Genomic DNA, 20596 nt, shown 5'->3' with positions numbered 1-20596 from the left:
ATTAAAAGTCAATTCATTTGTTTTAACAGATTTTTAATAATTTTGGGGAAGTGTGATTTAAATTTTCACTTCTTAACTTAACTAATGTTCTATGCGCAAATTTTTATTAACACAGTTTTTGCTGTGTTTTTTCGCACTTCCATTGCTGGCTCAGGACATAGCCGTTAGTGGAAAGGTTACATCGTCGGAAGATGGCTCAACGCTTCCGGGTGTTAACATTACTGTAAAAGGAACGTCTCGGGGTACGAGTACGAATGCCGAGGGAACGTTTCAACTCAATGCGCCAGCCAACTCAACGCTGGTATTCAGTTTTATAGGCTTCACAACACAGGAAATTGCTCTCGGCAATCGCACAAACATCTCGGTTACTTTAGTCCCCGATGCATCACAGTTACAGGAAGTTGTCGTTACCGCTTTAGGTATTCCACGGGATAAGAAAGCGCTTAACTATGCTGTTCAGGATCTGAGAGCCGATAAGCTGAACTTTGCCCGTGACCAGAACGTAGGTAATGCCCTGGCCGGCAAAATTGCCGGTGTTCAGGTACTGGGTCAGTCGGGAGCCAAGTTCGGTAACCCCAACATCCGGATTCGGGGCGTCAACTCCCTGTCGGGGGGTGATCCGCTCTACGTTGTGGATGGTACGCCAACCGACATCAGCCAGGTGAACATGGACGATGTGGAGAACCTGACCGTGTTGAAAGGCCCGTCAGCCACAGCCTTGTATGGTAACCGTGCCTCGGCGGGCGTTATCGTGATTACGACCAAACGTGCCAAAGCCGGTGAAACCCGTCTGGACATCAACCATAGTACAACGCTCGATATGGTGGCTTTGCTGCCCAAGTATCAGAACGAGTATGGTGGCGGCTACTCGCAGGAGTGGGAGACGTTCCAGTTTGACCCATCCATTCACCCGGCGGCCTGGTCGTCGTTCAATGGACAGAAAATTCTGGATTACTCAGCCGATGAAAGCTGGGGCCCCCGTATGGATGGCTCACCCCACCGCTCGGCGTTCTCCTGGCAGCAGGGCCCTGAGTTTGGCCAGCTAACGCCGTTTTCGCCCCAGCCCAACAACGTGCGCGATTTCTTCGAGAAGCCCATCAGCAACAACACGAACATTGCTTTCTCGCGCGGAACGGAGGCTTTTCAAAGCCGTATCTCGTATACCCACATTATCAACAACGGGATCATTCCGAACTCGTCGCAAAGCCGGGATTACATCAGTGCGAAAAACGCGATCAAGTTTGCCGATAAACTGACGGCAAACCTGAATATTAACTACACGTCCACGAACACGAAAAACCAGCCCGCCGACCGCTATGGCTCATCGGGAGGAACGACACCACAAAATAGTCCGCTGGGTATTTCGAACTCAACCCTGAACGGCTATAACCAGACGATCGGGATGTTCAATCAGTGGTTTCAGCGTCAGTTGCGGATGGAAGACCTGCGGAATTATAAAAACCCGGACGGTACCTTCCGCAGCTGGAACATTGGTGGCCCACTGGAAGCGGCTCCAAAGTACTGGGACAGCCCATACACCCAGGCGTATGAGAATACCAATACGAACCGGAGCGATAGGTTATTCGGCGACATTGGCCTGACCTATCAGTTTACGCCAGCCCTGAAAGCTTCGGCAACGGTACGCCGTGACCAGAATGCGTATTACCAGCAGGGACGGGTTGCCATCGGAACACTGAACGAAGGACAGAAAGGTGGCTTTTCGACCTTAACGTCCAACAGCCGCGAAAACAACTATGAGTTGCTGGTGAACTACAATGAGAACTTCAAGGACTTATCGGTAGTAGCTAACGCAGGGGGCAACATTCGTTACAACCGAATCGACGGACTGTTCCAGGCTACAGTAGGGGGCTTGTCGGCACCCGGGTTTTATAATATCGCGGCCTCCATTGACCGGCCGTTAGCCAACAACTATCTGTATGAGCGCCAGGTGAACAGCGTATTCGGAAACGTGAGTCTTGGTTTCCGCGACTTTGTGTTCGTAGAAGCATCGATCCGGAATGACTGGTCGTCAACGCTGCCTAAAGCAAACAATGCCTACCTGTATCCATCGGTATCGGCCGGGGTTATCCTGACCGAGCTGTTGCCCAAGAGCCAGGTATTGTCCTATGCTAAAGTGCGGGCTGGTTATGCACAGGTGGGTACCGACGTAGGTCCTTACCAAACGACGCTGGCGTATTCGTCTGGTCAGCCTTATGGTAACAATGCAACGGCCTTTTTGCCTGGTACATTGCCTAATGCGAGCTTAAAGCCCGGTCTGTCCTCTTCCTACGAAGGCGGTATCGACCTGAAGTTCCTCAACAACCGCATCGGTCTGGAATTTACGGGTTATCAGAATGACAACAAGAACCAGATCATTCCGCTTCCGGTAGCGCCAACCAGCGGATACACAAACGCGGTTGTCAACGCGGGTCTGATTCGTACGTCGGGTCTGGAACTGCACATTTACGCCAACCCAATCCGGTCGTCGTCGGGCTTCAACTGGGAGTTCGATATCAATGCTGACCGGAACCGCTCACAGGTGGTTGAACTGGCCAATGGATTGACCAACTACCAGATTGATGGACCTCAGTGGCGGACACTAACGCTGAACGCCCGCACAGGTACCGATGGCTCACCCCGCGATTGGGGAACGCTGGTCGGTCAGGGAATTCAGAAAGACGCCAATGGTCGTAATATGGTGTATAGCAGTGGTGCCAACGCCGGTCTGTACATTAAACAGGATAACGTTGAGCTGGGATCAGTACTCCCCAAGTTCAAAGGCGGCTGGTTGAACACCTTTAGCTACAAAAACGTGACCCTGCGCGTAAACACCGACTTCGTGGTGGGGGGTAAGTTCTTCTCGACCACTAAGATGTTCAATGCTTACTCGGGTCTGGCGGCTGAAACGGCCGGTTTGAACGAATTAGGCAAACCGCTACGCGATGACCCTGCTACGGGTGGTGGTGTGTTGCTGGACGGTGTAACCGAAGATGGCAAGCAGAATACGACCCGTGTCGATGCTCAGAATCTCTACGAGAACTGGTTGTTTGCCCTTAATGAGCGCTGGATCTACGACAAAACGTACGTGAAACTGCGTGAGGTTTCATTTGGCTACAACCTGCCCAAGCAAATGCTGGGCAAATGGCTCAAGTCGGCAAACATATCGCTGATTGCCCGTAACCCAGTCCTGATCTACAGTGCTATTGGCGGTGGTATCGACATCTCTGAGTCAGAAACGGTTTGGTACGAAGGCGGTCAGTTACCGCCGGTTCGCTCGTTCGGTGTAAATCTTAGATTAGGTCTCTAGGTTGACAGACACAAGGTATTATTTCTCCCTGAATTTCGTTTTTAGAGATAGGGATATGATGTTGTGCTATTGACCTCACAAACGATATACTAAACAATGAAAGGATACAAATATTTGCTTTTTACGGGCCTGTTGACCTCAACACTTGCCTGTAATGATTTTGGGGATATGAACGTAAACCCCAACAGTGCCCTGTTTCCCAATACGGCCAGTTTGATCACGGGTGCGGAGCGGACCGTGGGGACTATAAACTCGCAGGTTGGACCGGGCGGATTTAACATCGCCCCGGCATTATACGTGCAGCAATTCTCAGACGTAACGTATATCGAGGATTCGCGCTATAAGACCATTAACTTCAGCTATAACGGGTTGTATTCGGGGCCACTGGTGAACCTTCAGGCGATCATTGACCAGAACTCCAATGAATCGACGCGTGGACTGGCAGCTGCCTACGGCTCTAATGGCAACCAGATTGCTATTGCCCGAATTCTGAAGGCTTATGTGTTTCAGTATATTACCGACCGCTGGGGCGATGTGCCGTATTCACAGGCTTTAAAAGCAGATCAGAATTTCTCGCCCGCTTTTGATAAGCAGCAGGATATTTATAACGATCTGTTTAAAGAGTGGAAGGAAGCAGCCGCGCAGTTTGATGGCGGTAAAGCCGTGAGTGGCGATATTCTGTTGGGCAGTAATGCCGACCGGTGGAAAAAATTTGCCGCTTCCCTGCGGTTGATTGCTGCACTGCGGTTGTCGAAGGCAGACCCTGCTAAAGGGAAGGCTGAGTTTGCTGCCGCCCTGACCGATGGTGTACTAGCGTCAAATGCTGACAACGTGCAGTATAAGTATCTGGCGGATGCTAACAACGAGAATCCACTGTATACAAATTACGTCCGGTCGAACCGTAAAGACTTTGCCTTGAGCAATACGTTCGTCGATTACTTGAAGCAATTGAACGATCCACGTTTGCCCGTATATGCGGCCAGGAACCTGAAGGGTGAGTTTGTTGGGGCTCCATATGGCGTTTTTCCGGCTCCGGGTAAAGCGCAGGATTACTCGCTGGCGGGTGCTGCCATTAGTGCACAAACGGCCCCTGTCAACATTATGACGTATGCGCAGGTGTTATTTGCACAAGCTGAAGCTGTTAAGTTGGGCTGGATTACAGGTGATGCCAAAGCCTTGTATGAGTCGGCAGTTAAAGCATCCATGCAGCAGTGGTTAGGTACTGCGTATACCGATGCTGCTTTTGCCGCTTACATTGCTCAGCCGTCGGTTGCCTACACAGATGCCAAAGCGATTGAACTCATTGGTAACCAGCGTTGGATCGCCTTGTTCTTCCAGGGGACGGAAGCCTGGAACGAATGGCGCCGGACAGGTTTCCCAACGCTGAAGCCCGCTCCAACTACCTTAAACGGTGGTACCGATATTCCGCGCCGGTTGGCTTACCCAACGACAGAAACGACGTTGAACGCCAAGAACTATGCTGAGGTCGTGGGTCGTCAGGGGAAAGATGATCAGTATACCCGGGTTTGGTGGGATAAATAAGCTTTAACTTTTTTAGTAATTGCGTCAAAGGGAGTCGATTAAGTCGACTCCCTTTTTTTGTTGGTTAACCGCTGATAAACGGTCATCAGGTAGAAGTTGTAAGGACTGTTTCATTAGAGCACTGTGTCTAGTTGATACGAGCAACAAGTTGTTGTACTGTAGGTCAGTATCTCAGAACACCAGCATTTTCTTGAGTATTTTTCCCATATAAATGCCTAGAAAGGGATAAAGGTTATGCTGGTCATACTACTATAATGACGAGAAAAATACAATTATGCGATATATCATATCGATCAAGTCTCATTTTGCAATATTTATTCTATAGTAGTAATTCAGTAAGCTATAGCATTATCACCGTAATGGAGGCTAATGCGTCAAGATGCCAGTTTAAAAAAGAGTTTTTTATGGCCTGAATTGTATAATACCTATACTGCTTCAACATAACATTAATTAGATACTGATTGAGAATTTAGTATAAATAGTCTATCTGTCAGGAATAAAATAAATTATTCAAAATAATATTTTACAAGTATCTCATTAGTTAACATTTTATACTTACTACTATATTAAGATATAAACATCAGATTTAATAATTATTTAATAACTTTGCCAAGTTTTAATACTTAAGTATCACTTCTTAACTTGAACGATGTTCTATGCGTAAATTTCTACTAACACAGTTCATATTGTGTTTATTCGCTCTTCCCATGCTTGCCCAGAATCGGGTAGTCACAGGGAAAGTAACCTCATCCGAAGACGGCTCTGTATTACCAGGTGTAACCGTATTAATTAAGGGAACAAGCCAGGGTACGACGACCAATTCTGATGGTACTTTCCAGATCAGCGCAGCCAAAGGTGCTATCTTACAAGTAAGTTTTATTGGCTTTGCTACGGAAAGCATCAAGCTGGAAAACCAGACCTCCGTAAACGTAGCCATGAAGCCGGATGCATCGCAGCTTCAGGAAATTGTGGTGACGGCGCAGGGTATTCGGAAAAGCCAGCGCGAGATCGGTTATGCCATTTCTAAAGTAGAAACGGAAGATGTAACCGTAGGCCGGTCGCCACAACTGGCGCAGGCGTTGTCGGGTAAAGTAACCGGTCTGGCCGTTTACAACGTCAACAACAGTGTTGACCCCGCCGTGAAAGTGGTCCTGCGGGGCTATCGTTCATTAACCGGTAATAACGAAGCACTGATCGTTCTGGACGGTATGCAAACGACCTCCAGCGTTCTGGCCATCATCAACCCCAACGATATTGAGAGTGTATCCATCCTGAAAGGTGGTCAGGCCGCTACCTTGTACGGGTCGGCTGGTATTAACGGAGCGCTGATCATCACGACCAAGAAAGGGAAGCAGGGTAAGCTGAAGGTATCGTACTCGAACAGCACAAACTTCGAGCAAATCAGCTTCATGCCTCAGCTACAGGATAAATATGGCTCGGGGTCGCACTATTACCAGTCGTTCGGTACCGCTGGTTACAGCAACGATTACCTGACCCGCATGGCAGCCAACTGGCGTTCCTACGAAAACCAGCAGTATGGCGATCAGTTCGATGGGTCAATTCGTATGCAGGGTCGTACGACGGAAGATGGCGGTCAGTACTTATTACCTTACTCAGCTATCCCTAACGCCCGCCGGAAAGCGTTTGACACGGGTGTGTCGATGAACAACCAGGCTAGCTTCCAGGGGGGCGATGAAACCGGTACCTTCTACATGTCGGTTGAAAATCAGAAAATTGCCGGTATCGTTCCTAATGATAAGAGCGAGCGGACGGGTACACGCCTGTCGGCAACCCGCGATTACGGTAAACTGACAGCCGCTTTCAACGCTGGTTATACGCAGGCAGCTTATGACCGTACGTCCTCTGATTTTTACAATAACATATTGAACCAGCCAGCCAACCTGCCGTTGAGTGAGCTGCGCGATTGGCAAAACAACAAGTTTGCCAACCCAAACGGCTTCTATAACGACTACTATAACAACCCCTATTTCGAGGCTGACAACAACCGGATGAAATATAAAGATGCCAACCTGAACGGAAACCTGAGCCTGACCTTCAAGCCAACGACCTGGTTAATGGTAACCGAACGGATTGGTATCCTGAACAACTCACGGACGGGCAAAAACACCACCGGTAAGTTCCTGTATTCGGACTGGGCGAAGAGCAAAGCATTTATTCCGGCTCCTTTCTTCCGGGAAGATGACGGCACAGGTATCTACCGCGCCATCACCGATAACCTGGGTGCTGTACTCGATTACTCAAGCACGGAAAACGTGATCAACAACGAATTTCAAGTTCATTTGACTAAAGATTTCGGTCCGTTCTCGAACAAGTTGATCCTGGGTAACAGCGTCTACCAACGGACGACCAAGAACATCGCGATTGGCTCAAGCTCGATTGTCGTGCCAGATGTGTACAACGTATCAAACCGCCAGGGTGAATTGGTGGGTGGTGAAGCCACCACGCAGGAGCGCCGGTATGGGTACTATGCTGACTTTACCTCGAACTATAAGAACTTCCTGATTTTTAACGCCACATTCCGGTATGATGCAACGTCTCGTTTCTATAAGCAGGAACGCCCGACGAACACATACATGTATCCGTACTATGGGGCAGCGCTCTCGTTTATTGCGACCGATGCTTTCCCGAGTATTCGCAGCCAGTTCCTGAATTACGCCAAGATCCGGGTGAATGCCAATAAAAATGCCAACGACAACATCCCATTATACGGGTTGGATCTGGCGTATAACAATGGTGCTAACTTCCCCTACGGCAACACGGTTGGTCTGACGGTTGGTAACGTATTGCCGGATCCGAACCTGAAGCCTGAAACGGTTTATTCGACAGAAATTGGGGGTGAATTCCAGTTGCTGAACAACCGTATCAACATCGACGTGTCAGCGTATACGCAAAGTTCGAAAGGGCAGGTAATTACGGTTAAAGTGCCTAACTCGACAGGTTTCAGCAACTTGCTGATTAACGTAGGCGAAACCAAAAACTGGGGTTACGAGGGTGAGTTCAAATATTTGATCGCCCGAGGTAGTAAATTCTCATGGGATGCCAGCGTTCGGTACTCGTATAACGACAACAAAGTTGTTGACCTGTATCCTGGCATCAACGAGTTCCAGTATGGTGGTTTCTCGTACGCCAACACAAACGTTATTAAAGACCAGCGTTTCCCGATCCTGAAAACAGACGGCTATCAGTATGCACCCGACGGTTCGGGTCGTGTGCTGGTTAACGCCACAACAGGTTACCCGCTTCGTCAGACAACCTTGTCGCCACGAGGTGGTGTGTTGCCCCGGCATATTGCCGGTCTGGGTTCGAAAATCGAATATGGCAACTTCGGCTTTACGTTTAACTTCGAATACCGGGGTGGTAACGTCATGTTCAGTGATCTTGGCCGCCAGATGACCTTCACCGGAACCGGCAAATGGACGGAAGACCGCGCTCCCCACATTTTCCCGAACTCCGCTTACCTGGGACCGGATGGAACGACGGTTGTACCCAACACGACGGTCAACGTTCGTGAGGCTGAATATGGTTTGTGGGTTGATAACTACCGCCTGATCTCGGAGAACTTCGTTACGCCGGCCTGGTTCATCAAACTCAGAGATGTCAACCTGGCTTACCGCCTGCCACAAAATCTGCTGTCGAAGACGAAATTCATCTCGGCCGCCAGCATTTCATTATATGGCCGGAATGTGTTTACTGTGGTTGATAAGCTCAATTACTATACCGACCCTGAGTTTAGCTATCAGGGTAACCAGGCGCCAGGCAGTACAGGTACGCCAACGACGAACTCGGCAATCGGTATCGGTATCAACACGACTGGCCAAACCCCGCCAGTACGTCAGTACGGTGTAAACATCAATCTTACATTTTAGTAAACACTGAAATTGACTAGACATGAAATTTAAATCACTAATATTAGTAGCTTTTCTCACCCTGGTTGGTAGCGCTTGTAACAAGTCTTACCTGGACATTAATACCAACCCCAATACGTTGCCGACGGCATCGCCGAGCTTTGTCTTTACCAATGCGTTGAACACAACCACGGCAAACGTTATCAATGCGAACGAAACGGGTTCTTATTGGTCAGGTCAATGGACGCAGGGTAATGGGTACATTATCAGCACGACCATTTTTGCCTACAACTTTACCAATGGCGATTTCAACTATTGGGATGGGTATTATGACAACCTGCAAGATTATCAGTTCGTTATCAACAATGCAGATACCTATACCCAGAAGTACCTGAAAGGACCGGCCAAGGTGATGAAAGCCATGTTGGTTCAACAACTGGTTGATATGTATGGTAACGTGCCTTATTCGGAAGCGTTGAAAGGGGGGGCTGTATTAGCCCCAAAGTTCGACGATCAAAAGGCTGTATACGAATCGTTGATTACGCTATTGGACGAAGCGATTGTCGACCTGAAAGCCAATCCGTTTGCCAGTGCCTTCACGGGATCAGACATTGTTTTCAAAGGAAATACGACAAAGTGGGCTCAGTTTGCCAATTCGCTGAAAATGCGCATTCTGATTCGCCAGTCTAGGATTTCGGGACGTGACTCATATATCAAAACGGAGATCAATAAGATCGTTACCGAAGGCTCAGGCTTTATTACGGGTGAAGAAGTTGGTGTAGGTGGTCCTTCGTTCTATCTGGCTACCGCCGGAAAATTGAACCCGATTTATGAGCGTTGGGGCTATTCGGCAAACGGCGCGAAGCAGGCATTGAACAACTACCCTCGCCTGACCAAGTTTCTCTTCGATGGCCTGAAAGCATCGGGCGACACCCTGCGGTTGAAGCGTATCGCCTATGCCAATGGTGGTGAAAGTACGGGTACACCCGGTGTGAGCACTCAGAAAGAGGTTGTGGCCAATTACAACGGTACACCATTCGGCGCCAGCTCGGGTTACTTGCCAGCTAATACCAGCTCGCTGGGGCCCAGCCTTCTGGTGAAGGGAGAGTATAACCGGCCATTTATTCTGATGACAGCCGCTGAGGTTCAGTTCCTGCTGGCCGAAGCGAAACAACGGTATACGGATGTGACGCTGCCAAATACGGCACAGGCGTACTTCGAGACGGGTATCACCCAGTCATTCCGCGCTTTGGGCGCAGGTACGGCAGGTGCAGCCGCTTTTATAGGTAGCAAGGTCAATAACTACGATTGGGAAGCATCGACCGACAAACTGGCGGCTATCGCCACGCAGAAGTGGATTGCTCTGACGAACTTCAGCGGTCTGGAAGCCTGGACGGAATACCGTCGGACAAATCTGCCTGCTATTCCACAAAGTATGCAGGTGCCGGATAACAAGCGGCCCGTTCGTTTCTTCTATCCGAATACAGAAGCTGGTTCGAACGCAGCCAATGTGAGCGCTCAGGGCGCAATCGATGCCTTTGGCACCCGGTTGTTCTGGGATGTTGACTAAGCAGCAGTTGCTCTTTATAACTGAAGAAAGGAGATCACTGAAAAGTGGTCTCCTTTTTTGTAGGCCATATACGTATATGTTTTATGCACCCGTAACATCACAAAAAAGCGGGCTGACAGTGTCATCCCGCTTTCTGCATTACGCTTTATCCAACTATTAAAAATTCGGGTTTCTGGCAAGAGCTTTGCCTTATGGCAGGCTTACGAAAAGTGCTGAGCCCTTCCTTCGGTTAACCAGGTTAATAAGCAGGCCTGGGTGATAATAAAGCTCCTGGAAATAACTTCTGAATATAGACGTAAATAGCTATAGAAGGCGTTTGAACGGGAAGGTTGTATATTAAACGGTAGCTTTATTAATTTTTCGGTAGATGTTTTTTGTGTCATTTGTAGATTGATTTTGATTGGCGAATAGGCTGACCCAAACACTTCGAGGTGGATAAACTTTTTGTCAGAAAAGAAGTTAATCTATGAAATAAGCCGACTCAATGACATGAAAGACGAAAAAGATGTAGATCGTGATGATGCCCAGATAAACGGCCGTACAGAAGGTCCACTTGGTTCAGACGATGCCGATATAGATCGTCAAATGACGGATAATAAGAATACTTACGAACAGGAAAACTCCGCTAACGGGCTCGATAGTGAGCAGGTACGCGGTGGTCAGGATGGACGGAATATTCGAGGCATGGGTAGCACCGATATGGATAGTAAAAATGGCGTTCTTCGTATGGGTGACATTACCAACAGCACCATGGAGGTAACTGAAGAGGGGATGGATTCTGCCGTCGCCGACAGTGCTAAAACCAATACAGCTATGGTTGATGTAACCACCCAGGGTCCCGACGATTACGCATCTGCTGATCAGGTTCCGGTGCCAAATGCACAAGAGGAAGCCAAAAAGCAGGATGATACGCAGGAGTCGGACAGTGAGCAGGAAGAACGGGAGGACGATGTGGCCGAAACCGGCACGGATCTGAACAACCAGCCGACGTATTAATCGTGCATTACCCGTAAATTTATTAATACTCAACACTTAACTAACCAACGTTATGAGCGTAAGCAGCAATTCCCGCAAAGAAAGCACTGAGTCCTATGCCGCTCAGGGCATGCATAACACGATGGGTATTCTCCCCGAGTTAGCCCAGCTAAACGATAAGAATCTGGACAACGAGCTGCCATCCAGAGTAGCCGACAGCAACGATACCAATGTTCCGGAAGATGTACTGGACACCGAGGCTACGGCTGCCGAATCAGACAACGCGAAAGGCGCTTCCGTAGAGGATATTGAAGAGTCCAAACGGGCATCGTGGGGGCAACCGCCGGTATCGGATGATGATCTGGAAGCTAACAAAGACTGGAAGTCCAACACCAGTGAAGAAACAATTCCGGCCACACGTGCCAACGAACCCGATCGTACATTAGGTATTTCCTAATCTGTTCGAAACAACCAGTTATAAGTAAGCCGCTTTGTCAGGTCTCAACCGCCACGACGAAGCGGCTTTTTTTATGTAGGCGTTATAGGCATTTAGCTTGTCAAAGGTAAGTTCCATCTTGGTTTAGCACGCGTTTTATGGCGGGGGCGGGGAGTAGCGAGCCCGTCCGGACCTGCTCCTCAATAATGGCGAGCCGGTTACGCACACCCGGCTGATCATAAAAACGATTCTCAAGGGCCTGGCGTAATAATGTCCGAAACCAGGTTAGCTGCTGCTCTTGCCGCCGAAGCGATCGGAAACTGTTCTGAATCGTAAGGTGCTGGTGTTCCTGAATCGTTTTCCAGACATCTTCTATGCCCTCTCCCGTAATGGCTGAGCAGGTCAGTACGGGTGGAAACCAGTTGGAGCCGGTTGGTGGAAAAAGATGCAGCGCATTCTGATACTCGATGCGGGCGCGTTTGGCATGCACCTGATTGTCGCCATCGGCTTTGGTAATGGCTAGCGCGTCGGCCAGTTCCATAATGCCCCGTTTCATGCCCTGTAATTCATCACCGGCACCCGCCAGCATCAGCAACAGGAAAAAATCGACCATACCGTGTACGACTGTTTCGGACTGGCCTACCCCAACGGTCTCGACAAGGATGATATCAAAGCCGGCCGCTTCGCACAGCAGCATCGTTTCGCGTGTTCGGTGACCGACGCCCCCCAGTGAATCACCGGCGGGGGAGGGACGAATGTAGGCGCCGGGATTCATCGACAGCGATTCCATCCGTGTTTTGTCGCCTAGTAAACTGCCTCGGGAACGCTGGCTGGTTGGGTCAACCGTTAGCACCGCCAGGCGGTGACCAAGGCTGGTTAAATAGGTACCAAAGGCTTCGATAAATGTACTTTTCCCCACGCCCGGCACACCCGTAATGCCAATTCGCACTGACTGCCCGGAGCGGGGTAGAACAGCATCCAGCACTTCCTGAGCAATGGCCTGATCATCGGCGCGTCGGCTCTCCACCAGCGTAATCGCCTGGCTTAACACCAGTCGATCACCAGCAAGGATACCAGTAACGTAGTGAGAGGCAGGGAAGCGCTGGCGCATAGGGAAGATGTGAGTAGTAAGTGGTAAAGTTGTAAGTGGTAGAGTTGTGTCCTGTCTTTACTTTAAATCGTCGGGGGTAGTGATTTTGATGTTTTCGTACGCTCCGTCAATCAACGTAATGGGGTAACCTGCATACTCCATCACGCTCGCGCAATCCGTGAAAAACGGCTGTTCTTCTGTTGCGAAGGCTTTTCTGAACAAGGCCAGTTGAAAGGTTTGGGGCGTTTGCACCAAGCGATATAACGTTCGGTCAACAGCCTGGCTAACCCCATCCGACCCAATGACGCGCACCGAATCTTTGACGGGAACACAGGTTACGGCCGAACCGGTACGAGCCGCCGTCTCGAAACTGTTTCGAATGATGTCTGGGCTAATAAACGGTCGAACACCATCGTGTACCGCCACCAGCCCATCAATAGCCTCAATAGCGTTCAGGCCGTTGCGCACCGACTGGAACCGGCTGCTTCCACCGTCAACCAGGTGAATGTCGGGGTGAAAGCTGTGTTGTTCGCAGAGCTTCTCCCACATAGATCGTTCGCGGGCCGGTAAAACAAGAATAATCTGGAGAGCAGAGCTGACGCTGCCGGGAAGCTCCGGAGAGGACCCCGTCCATAAATTAACCGCCAGGAACTGCTCGATGGTATGTTGAAGAATGGGTTTGCCACGCAGGAGCAGAAATTGTTTCGGGATGTCGGACTTCATTCGGCTACCGCTGCCACCGGCAACGATGATCGCGAAATTAGTTGAGTCGGAGCCACCCGGCGGTCGATCAGGAATAGTCATAAAAAAAGGGGCACAAGGCCCCAAAAATACTAAATGACAATCGACTATTCAGGTCAGCGGATTAAATAATCAGCATCGCATCGCCGTAGCTGAAGAAGCGGTATTTTTCTTTGATGGCTACCTGATAGGCCTCTTTGATGAGTTCATGACCACCAAATGCACTCGTCATCATAATGAGAATCGACTCGGGCAAGTGCAGGCTCGTCAGCAGCGAATTAGCAATTTTAAAGTCGTAGGGCGGGAAAATAAATTTATCCGTCCAGCCTTCAACGGGCTTCAGCCGACTGTTTGCCGATACCGACGATTCAATGGCTTTAAGTGATGTTGTGCCAACCGCGCAAACCCGCCGACCGCCATCAAGAGCCGTGTTGACGATCTGAGCCGAATCTTCGGGAATCCGGTAGTTTTCGGAATCTGTTTTGTGTTTGGTCAAGTCTTCAACATCTACCTGGCGGAACGTGCCGAGGCCAACGTGCAGGGTGACGGGGGCAAAGTGAATGCCTTTGATTTCCATGCGCTTCATCATGGCACGGGTAAAGTGCAGACCGGCTGTTGGAGCGGCTACGGCACCAACGTGCTGGGCAAAAACCGTCTGATAAGCATCCCGGTCGGCTTCTTCAGCTTCCCGGTTCATTTCGCGTGGAATAGGTGTTTCACCTAGTTCATCGACCGCTTTCATGAATTCTTCGTGGTTACCATCGAATAAAAAGCGAATGGTCCGTCCGCGCGAAGTCGTGTTGTCGATTACCTCGGCAACCAGATCACTATCCCCAAAATATAGCTTGTTTCCAACCCGAATTTTACGGGCGGGGTCTACCAATACATCCCAGAGTTTCATCTCGCGGTTCAGTTCCCGCAAGAGGAAAACTTCAATTTTGGCACCTGTCTTCTCTTTATTGCCATACAGCCGGGCCGGGAATACTTTCGTATTATTGATCACCATCACATCGCCATCGCTGAAATAGCTCAGCATATCCGAAAACTGCTTGTGTTCAATAGTTTTGGCTTTTCGGTCCACGACCATCAGCCGCGATTCACCTCGCTCAACCGGGTATTTGGCGATAAGACTTTCGGGTAAATCAAATTTGAATTCGGATAACTTCATATATGTATTAGCACCAAAAAAGAACGGCGTGTTTTTTGTAAAGGCCGCAAATATAGTGAAAAACCCGGAAAAATTTACATGTTCCGGGTGATTTTTCTTGCAAATATCGTTGAAATGACTTATTGACCGGCAGCCATCGTGTCGATTGGCTTAACCGCGCCATCGGTATTGACGTGAGCACGGTCCGAAACGTCGAATTTAGCCATCAACTCGGGAGATACTTCGTTGGAGTAGGTTCCCTGTGCCGAAACGAAAACACCTTTCATGCCATTCGACGCGGTGATGGCATATAAAGTCATTTCATCGCCAGGGTCTGAAGTACCCTCAAAACGGTGAAACTCATCAACAATAAATTCCTCTCGCTTTAATTTGGTCTCGGTGCTTTTCTCTTCCAGGAAATCGTTTTTTGGGCCAAATTCGTGGGTATAGCCCCGGCTCCGAAGGTCTTCCATGGCTTCGGTTAAGGTGGTGAAATGAGTCATAATCGTAGAGTAATGTTAGATGTGTATAAAACTAGAAATGTGACCCTATAGTTTAACTATGATTGAATACGGTCCAGCCAATGCGTTCCCGGGCAGATATAAACACTTGGGGCGCAACAACGATTTAGTAATATAAATTAAACCTGTAGACTTAGTATTCAATGTTTCAGATTCGTTCAGCCATAGTCTTTCTTGTTTTAGCTGCCGGTATTTCAGCCTGTAATACAGACGATCCCGTTTTTAATGCGCCCACAATTCCCGAACGTATTGATTTCTCCGCGGCCCGGCAATACCCGGAAGGAATAACCTATTCACCTGCGCTCGGCCGGTTTTTGATCAGTTCCATTACGCAGGGGAAAATCGGGACAGTCAGTGAAAAAGGCCAATACTCGGATTTTATTATTAACGATGCCCAACTGATTAGCGGTATCGGGATGAAAATACGGGGAAACCAGCTTTATGTCTGTAATGGAGACCAGGGTGTTTCGGATAAAAGCACCCCACAAACGGCCCTGAAAACGGCAGGCTTGTTTATTTATGATCTGGCTACGGGGCAAAATCGGCGTCGGGTCGATCTGGCGGCTTTACTCCCTAACGTCAACCACTTTGCCAACGATATTGCTCTTGACGATAAGGGAAACGCTTACGTGACCGATTCTTTTGCGCCGGTCATCTACTTCGTGCCTGCCGATACAGCACAGCCGAGAATACTGGTGAATTCGGACCGATTTAGCGGGGCGCAGGGGTTCAACCTGAATGGTATTGTTTACCATCCTGATAACTACCTGATTGTTGTGAAGTCGAATGAAGGGAAACTATTTAAAGTCGATCTGACGGAGGCCCATACCATCACCGATATAACCGGTGTGACACTACCGAACGGCGACGGGATGGTGCTCTATAATAATGACTTATATGTTGTCAATAATCGAAACCGGGTTTCCCAACTGCGGAGTACGGATGGGTGGAAAACCGCGACTGTCGTTAAAACGGACACGACGGGGTACAACCAGGCAACAACGAATGTGGAGGTGAACGGAAAAATTTATTCGCTCAATGCTCGAATTAACGAGGTAGGCGCGGCCGTAATGGCCCAAAATCCTGCTCTTCTTCAGGCCAGTGAATACAGTATTCAGCAGTTTAAATAGTCGGTAAGCGGCTTCGCCTAAGTCGGTAAGTCGGTAAGTGGCTTCGCCTAAGTCAGTAAGTCAGTAAGCGGCTTCGCCTAAGTCGGTAAGTGGCTGGCGCAAGAGTGTTGCTTTGATGGGCCAGCCACTTACCAACTCAGGCGAAGCCGCTTACTGACTTACTGACTTACTGACTACTTAATCCGGCAGCACTTTGATCATGATGTCCTTGTAGTATACTTTGCTTTTGGGGTCGTGGCCTTGTAAGGCGACTGTGCCGCTGCTCAGCTTTTTCATTGACTTGCCTGTGCTGATGCTGTCTGGCTCGGTGTAGTCATTGATAATTTTATCATTGATTTTTATAACTACTTTTTTGCCCTGCACAATGATGTGTTCGGTGTACCATTCGTCATCTTTCACAAATACTTCTTTCACATCTTGAAGGCCATAAACGCTGCCCGTTTTCCGCCAGTCGGTATGGGTCTGGTTTACCTGAATCTCGTATCCCTTCGACGGCCACCCCGATGGTTGATAGGCAGTATGGATAAACATGCCCGAGTTGGATCCCGGCATTGTTTTAACCTTTGCCTTCCATTCGAAATTCTTGAAATTATGGTCGTTCACGGGGCCTTCATAAAACAAGTGGGCCCGTGGTCCGGCTACAACAATGGCACCATCCTGAACACTGAAAGTGCCCGGACTTTCTTCCGTGAGTTTCCATCCGTTCAGGGTTTTTCCATCGAAAATACTAACCCAACCTTTGGCGGTTGGTCGGCTGATGAAACTAAGGCACAAACCAAGCAGCACAAAGGCGGCCAGCAGGTGGGTTGAGGGAGTACGCATAAAGAGAAATTGTGAGTCAAGATGATGTTTCGTGTATAAAGCATCCTTACTTCAGAAACTAATGGTGCAGGCGGGAACGGAGCTTATTAATTACCGTTGCATTCACTTGAGAAAAGGTGCATGATTACGTTCTTATGATCACCTGTCAGGATGGGGCAAAAGTAGACCGCTTTAGGAATAGTATAATGTAAAATTAAGTAACTTGCTCGGCAATTTTGCCGGTCCTCATGCCCAACAACGTTACTGATCAAATTCTCGCTACGTCATTCGGGAGCTTTTCTTTAGCCCAACTTTTTGATACCCTGCCCGATAACGTGTTGTGGGTGCGTGCCGTGCATGGCTCTCTCAAAGAAGCCGTTCATGAAGCGCATACGGCAGTGGAAACCAATGCGAATCAAATCGTCGATTTTGTCGTTGAGTACGCTAATCCAAAAGCTCTAAAGACCTTGTCGAGTGCTTATCAACTGGGGTACGGCACATCTATAAGGCATGGCAGCCCGTTTTATTCGGCCCAGGCCGAGCAGACGTTTCAGCAACTTTGCCGGGTCATTGAGCAGAATACAGCGATTGATTTTGAGTATTTTGACCAGACACTCCGTCAATGGCTTTGGGTAACGTTTTCGAAAGCGGGTGAGGGTGTTTTAATGAGCTCGCGTTTCGTTGCTGCGCCGAATGAATCAGCCATTGAAGCTGAACGGCAGCGGGCACTCCTGAACGAGGTGTTGAATGCCTCCCCAGACGCGGTTATCGCTCTCAATATCATTTGCGATGACCGGGATACGATTATCGACTTTCGGCCCACTCATGCCAATTCAAGGTTGACACAGCTAGTTGGGCAGCCAATTGATGCATTGCTGAAAACTACCATCCTGACGCTTTGCCCGGATTGGCAAGTCAACGGACTGTTCGGTCATTGTCTCGCGGTTGTACAGACAGGTGATCCCTACCAGGGTGAATTAGTTTATACCATAGATGATCTGGATAACTGGTATAGCGTTTCGGCGATTAAGCTGGGTGAAGGCCTGCTCTTGACATTTACCGACCTTACCCAGGCGCGGCTGGCCGAGCAGGTCAGGGACGAAGCGACCACTAATTTGCAGGCTGTCATTGATATAGCACAAACCGGCATCTTCGTGCTCAGCCCTGTATATGATGAACAGGGGCAGCAACTTGATTTTCGGCTTAAGATCGTAAACCGAACGCTGGCTGCACTGGTTGGGCAAACACCCGATGTCCTGCAGGGAACACTCTTCTCCGACTGGTTTACCAGCTACCGCGACACACCGGTTTACAAGTATTATAAACAGGTGCTGGAAACGGGTGAAGAAACCTACTTCGACATTCATTATGCTGTTGATGGTATTGACGAGTGGTTTGGGGTGAAAGCCGTTCGATTTAAAGATGATGTGCTGGTTACGTTTACCAACCATACGGCACTCAAGCAGGCTCAGCAAACACTGGAGCAAACGGCAGAGGTTGCCGAACGGCAGGCCGAACTGCTCAACAGTGTACTCAATAGCTCCAATAGCGGTGTAATTGCCTTTGGTGCTATCCGTGACGAAGCCAATCGCATTATCGACTTTAATTTTTTGGTCGCTAATCGGAGTTCCCTGACCATGCTCGATAAGAAAATAGAAGAAATGGTGGGAAATAAGCTTCTGACCATTTTTCCGGGCAATGTAGAATCCGGTTTGTTCGACCTCTATGTAAAAACAACAGAAACGGGCGAGCCCGGCCGTACTGAAGTGTATTACAATCTTGATGGACTGGATTTCTGGCTGGATATATCGAGCGAAAAATTAGGGGATGGGTTTGTTGTAACTTTCACCGACATATCGGAGGTCAAACGGACAGCCGCAGCCGTTGAGCAATCTGCCGATCAGCTGCGGACGGTCATTGATTCGGCACAGGTGGCCATCTTCCTCATTAGTCCGGTGTATAATGAGGATGGCAAGCTGGTCGACTTCCGGTTTCGAACGGCCAACCAAATGATTGCCGGTTATGTGGATCAGGAACCCGACGCGCTAACGGGTGAACTGGTTAGCCGATGGTTTCCGGAGTATCTGACCAATGGGTTGTTTCAGCGATATGTTGCCATTTTTGACACCGGCCGAACGCAGCATTTCACCTTTCACCTCGAAACCGCCACGATTGACTCCTGGGAGAATTATACGGTTGTGAAAGTTGGTCATGATATACTGGTAACATTCTCCGACTACACCGAACTCAAGAAGCTCCAGCAACGCATCGAAGCATCGGCTACGGAGTTACAAACGGTTATTGACACCTGTCAGACGGGTATCTTCCTGTTCAGCCCCGAACGAGATCAGGCGGGTGAAGTCATTGATTTTCGATTTAGACTGGCCAATCGCCAACTGGCTTCTTACGTTGGTCAGGACCCGGAGGTGGTGGTGGGTGCTTTGGGCAGTACCTGGTTTCCTGATTACAAGGTCAATGGCCTGTTCGAGAAATATTACGAGACGTATAGAACCGGCAAGCCGCTGCGGTTTGATTTTCATTACAATGCAAGTGGAATAGATGCCTGGCTTGATATCATGACTACTAAGTCCGGTCACGATGTGCTGGTTACGTTTGGCGATTATACACCCCTTAAACAGCTGCAGCAGCAACTGGAAAACTCAGTTGTCGAATTAAGGCGGTCAAATAAAAACCTGGAGCAGTTCGCCTATGTAGCGAGTCATGATCTTCAGGAGCCACTCCGGAAAATTCAGGCTTTTGGTGATCTCATTCAGTCGCAGTTTGCACCGGTTATTGGTGATAGCGGGGCCGATATGATTACCCGTATGCAATCGGCAGCCGCCCGGATGCAGGTGCTCATAAAAGATGTGCTGGCTTACTCCCGAATTGCAACGAAACGGGAAAATGCTGGGCCGGTTGATCTGATTCGCGTGGTCAGCGAGGTATTAAGCGACATTGAAACCGCTATTCAGGATAAACAGGCAACGGTTATTGTCGATCCTTTGCCAACGGTTCGGGGCGATGAAGCTCAGTTGCGGCAGCTTTTTCAAAACCTGATCAGCAATGCTCTGAAGTTCACAAAGATCGGTAAAGCGGTTGATCCACCCGTCATACGTCTTACGGCCCGTCGGCTGCTCGGTCGGGAGTTGCCGGTCAACTTTCTCCTGAACAAAGACGATGATCGGCATTTTTATTTGATTGATGTTATTGATAACGGGATAGGATTCGAACCCCACCAGGCCGAACGGATCTTTCAGGTATTTCAGCGACTGAATGGCCGGAGCGAATACCAGGGTACTGGCATCGGACTGGCTATTGTTCAGAAGGTTATTGACAACCACCAGGGGCGTATTCTGGCCGAAGGCCGACCGGGGCAGGGGTCAACCTTCCGGATTCTATTACCGGCGTAAGTATACGACAAGGGAGGGGATTGGGGCATTTTTCGGCGCATTCGGGTACCGCTTAGGCGA

At 49.2% G+C, this 20596-nt stretch carries 13 protein-coding genes; 8 read left to right on the top strand and 5 right to left on the bottom strand.

Going from position 1 to position 20596, the window contains the following annotated elements:
* The first annotated feature begins 91 nt into the window (after positions 1-91).
* From ACYVK4_RS30665 to ACYVK4_RS30640, 6 genes are all read left to right on the top strand, one after another.
* On the top strand, positions 92-3307 hold the full coding sequence (locus tag ACYVK4_RS30665) for a SusC/RagA family TonB-linked outer membrane protein (protein WP_461131406.1): 3216 nt from the start codon (positions 92-94) through the stop codon (positions 3305-3307).
* A gap of 96 nt (positions 3308-3403) precedes the next feature.
* Positions 3404-4849, top strand: coding sequence for a SusD/RagB family nutrient-binding outer membrane lipoprotein (locus ACYVK4_RS30660; protein ID WP_461131405.1), 1446 nt, complete (start codon positions 3404-3406; stop codon positions 4847-4849).
* Between the two features lie 707 nt (positions 4850-5556).
* Positions 5557-8736, top strand: coding sequence for a SusC/RagA family TonB-linked outer membrane protein (locus ACYVK4_RS30655; RefSeq protein ID WP_461131404.1), 3180 nt, complete (start codon positions 5557-5559; stop codon positions 8734-8736).
* Positions 8737-8758: 22 nt separating this feature from the next.
* The gene (locus ACYVK4_RS30650) at positions 8759-10285 is read left to right on the top strand and encodes a SusD/RagB family nutrient-binding outer membrane lipoprotein (protein WP_461131403.1); all 1527 of its coding nucleotides are present in this window, start codon (positions 8759-8761) and stop codon (positions 10283-10285) included.
* Positions 10286-10774: 489 nt separating this feature from the next.
* A complete protein-coding gene (locus ACYVK4_RS30645) occupies positions 10775-11281 on the top strand; it encodes a hypothetical protein (protein ID WP_461131402.1) in 507 nt (168 codons plus the stop codon).
* 52 nt (positions 11282-11333) lie between these two features.
* Positions 11334-11717: a hypothetical protein gene (locus tag ACYVK4_RS30640; RefSeq protein WP_461131401.1), complete on the top strand. Its 384-nt coding sequence runs from the start codon at positions 11334-11336 to the stop codon at positions 11715-11717.
* 100 nt (positions 11718-11817) lie between these two features.
* On the opposite strand, the gene meaB is transcribed toward ACYVK4_RS30640, so the two are convergent.
* From meaB to ACYVK4_RS30620, 4 genes are all read right to left on the bottom strand, one after another.
* On the bottom strand, positions 11818-12807 hold the full coding sequence (meaB, locus tag ACYVK4_RS30635) for a methylmalonyl Co-A mutase-associated GTPase MeaB (protein WP_461131400.1): 990 nt from the start codon (positions 12805-12807) through the stop codon (positions 11818-11820).
* A gap of 57 nt (positions 12808-12864) precedes the next feature.
* A complete protein-coding gene (locus ACYVK4_RS30630; RefSeq protein WP_461131399.1) occupies positions 12865-13590 on the bottom strand; it encodes a 2-C-methyl-D-erythritol 4-phosphate cytidylyltransferase in 726 nt (241 codons plus the stop codon).
* A gap of 61 nt (positions 13591-13651) precedes the next feature.
* Positions 13652-14695 carry a tRNA preQ1(34) S-adenosylmethionine ribosyltransferase-isomerase QueA gene (gene queA, locus ACYVK4_RS30625; protein ID WP_461131398.1) on the bottom strand — a complete coding sequence of 348 codons (1044 nt, stop codon included), beginning with the start codon at positions 14693-14695 and terminating at the stop codon, positions 13652-13654.
* A 119-nt stretch (positions 14696-14814) separates the two neighbouring features.
* The gene (locus tag ACYVK4_RS30620; protein WP_461131397.1) at positions 14815-15177 is read right to left on the bottom strand and encodes a hypothetical protein; all 363 of its coding nucleotides are present in this window, start codon (positions 15175-15177) and stop codon (positions 14815-14817) included.
* A 161-nt stretch (positions 15178-15338) separates the two neighbouring features.
* Between ACYVK4_RS30620 and ACYVK4_RS30615 the strand changes: the two genes are divergently transcribed.
* Complete coding sequence (locus tag ACYVK4_RS30615) at positions 15339-16325, top strand: gluconolaconase (protein WP_461131396.1); 987 nt, start codon at positions 15339-15341, stop codon at positions 16323-16325.
* A 177-nt stretch (positions 16326-16502) separates the two neighbouring features.
* Here ACYVK4_RS30615 and ACYVK4_RS30610 read toward each other — a convergent pair whose 3' ends face one another.
* Entirely contained in the window at positions 16503-17147 is a 645-nt protein-coding gene (locus tag ACYVK4_RS30610) for a 3-keto-disaccharide hydrolase (protein WP_461131395.1), read from the bottom strand.
* 227 nt (positions 17148-17374) lie between these two features.
* On the opposite strand from ACYVK4_RS30610, the gene ACYVK4_RS30605 reads away from it, so the two are divergent.
* Positions 17375-20536: a PAS domain-containing sensor histidine kinase gene (locus ACYVK4_RS30605; RefSeq protein WP_461131394.1), complete on the top strand. Its 3162-nt coding sequence runs from the start codon at positions 17375-17377 to the stop codon at positions 20534-20536.
* The last annotated feature ends 60 nt before the right edge of the window (positions 20537-20596 follow it).

The sequence above is a fragment of the Spirosoma aerophilum genome (genome assembly GCF_054782495.1).
This window is presented reverse-complemented; position numbering and strand designations above follow the sequence as displayed.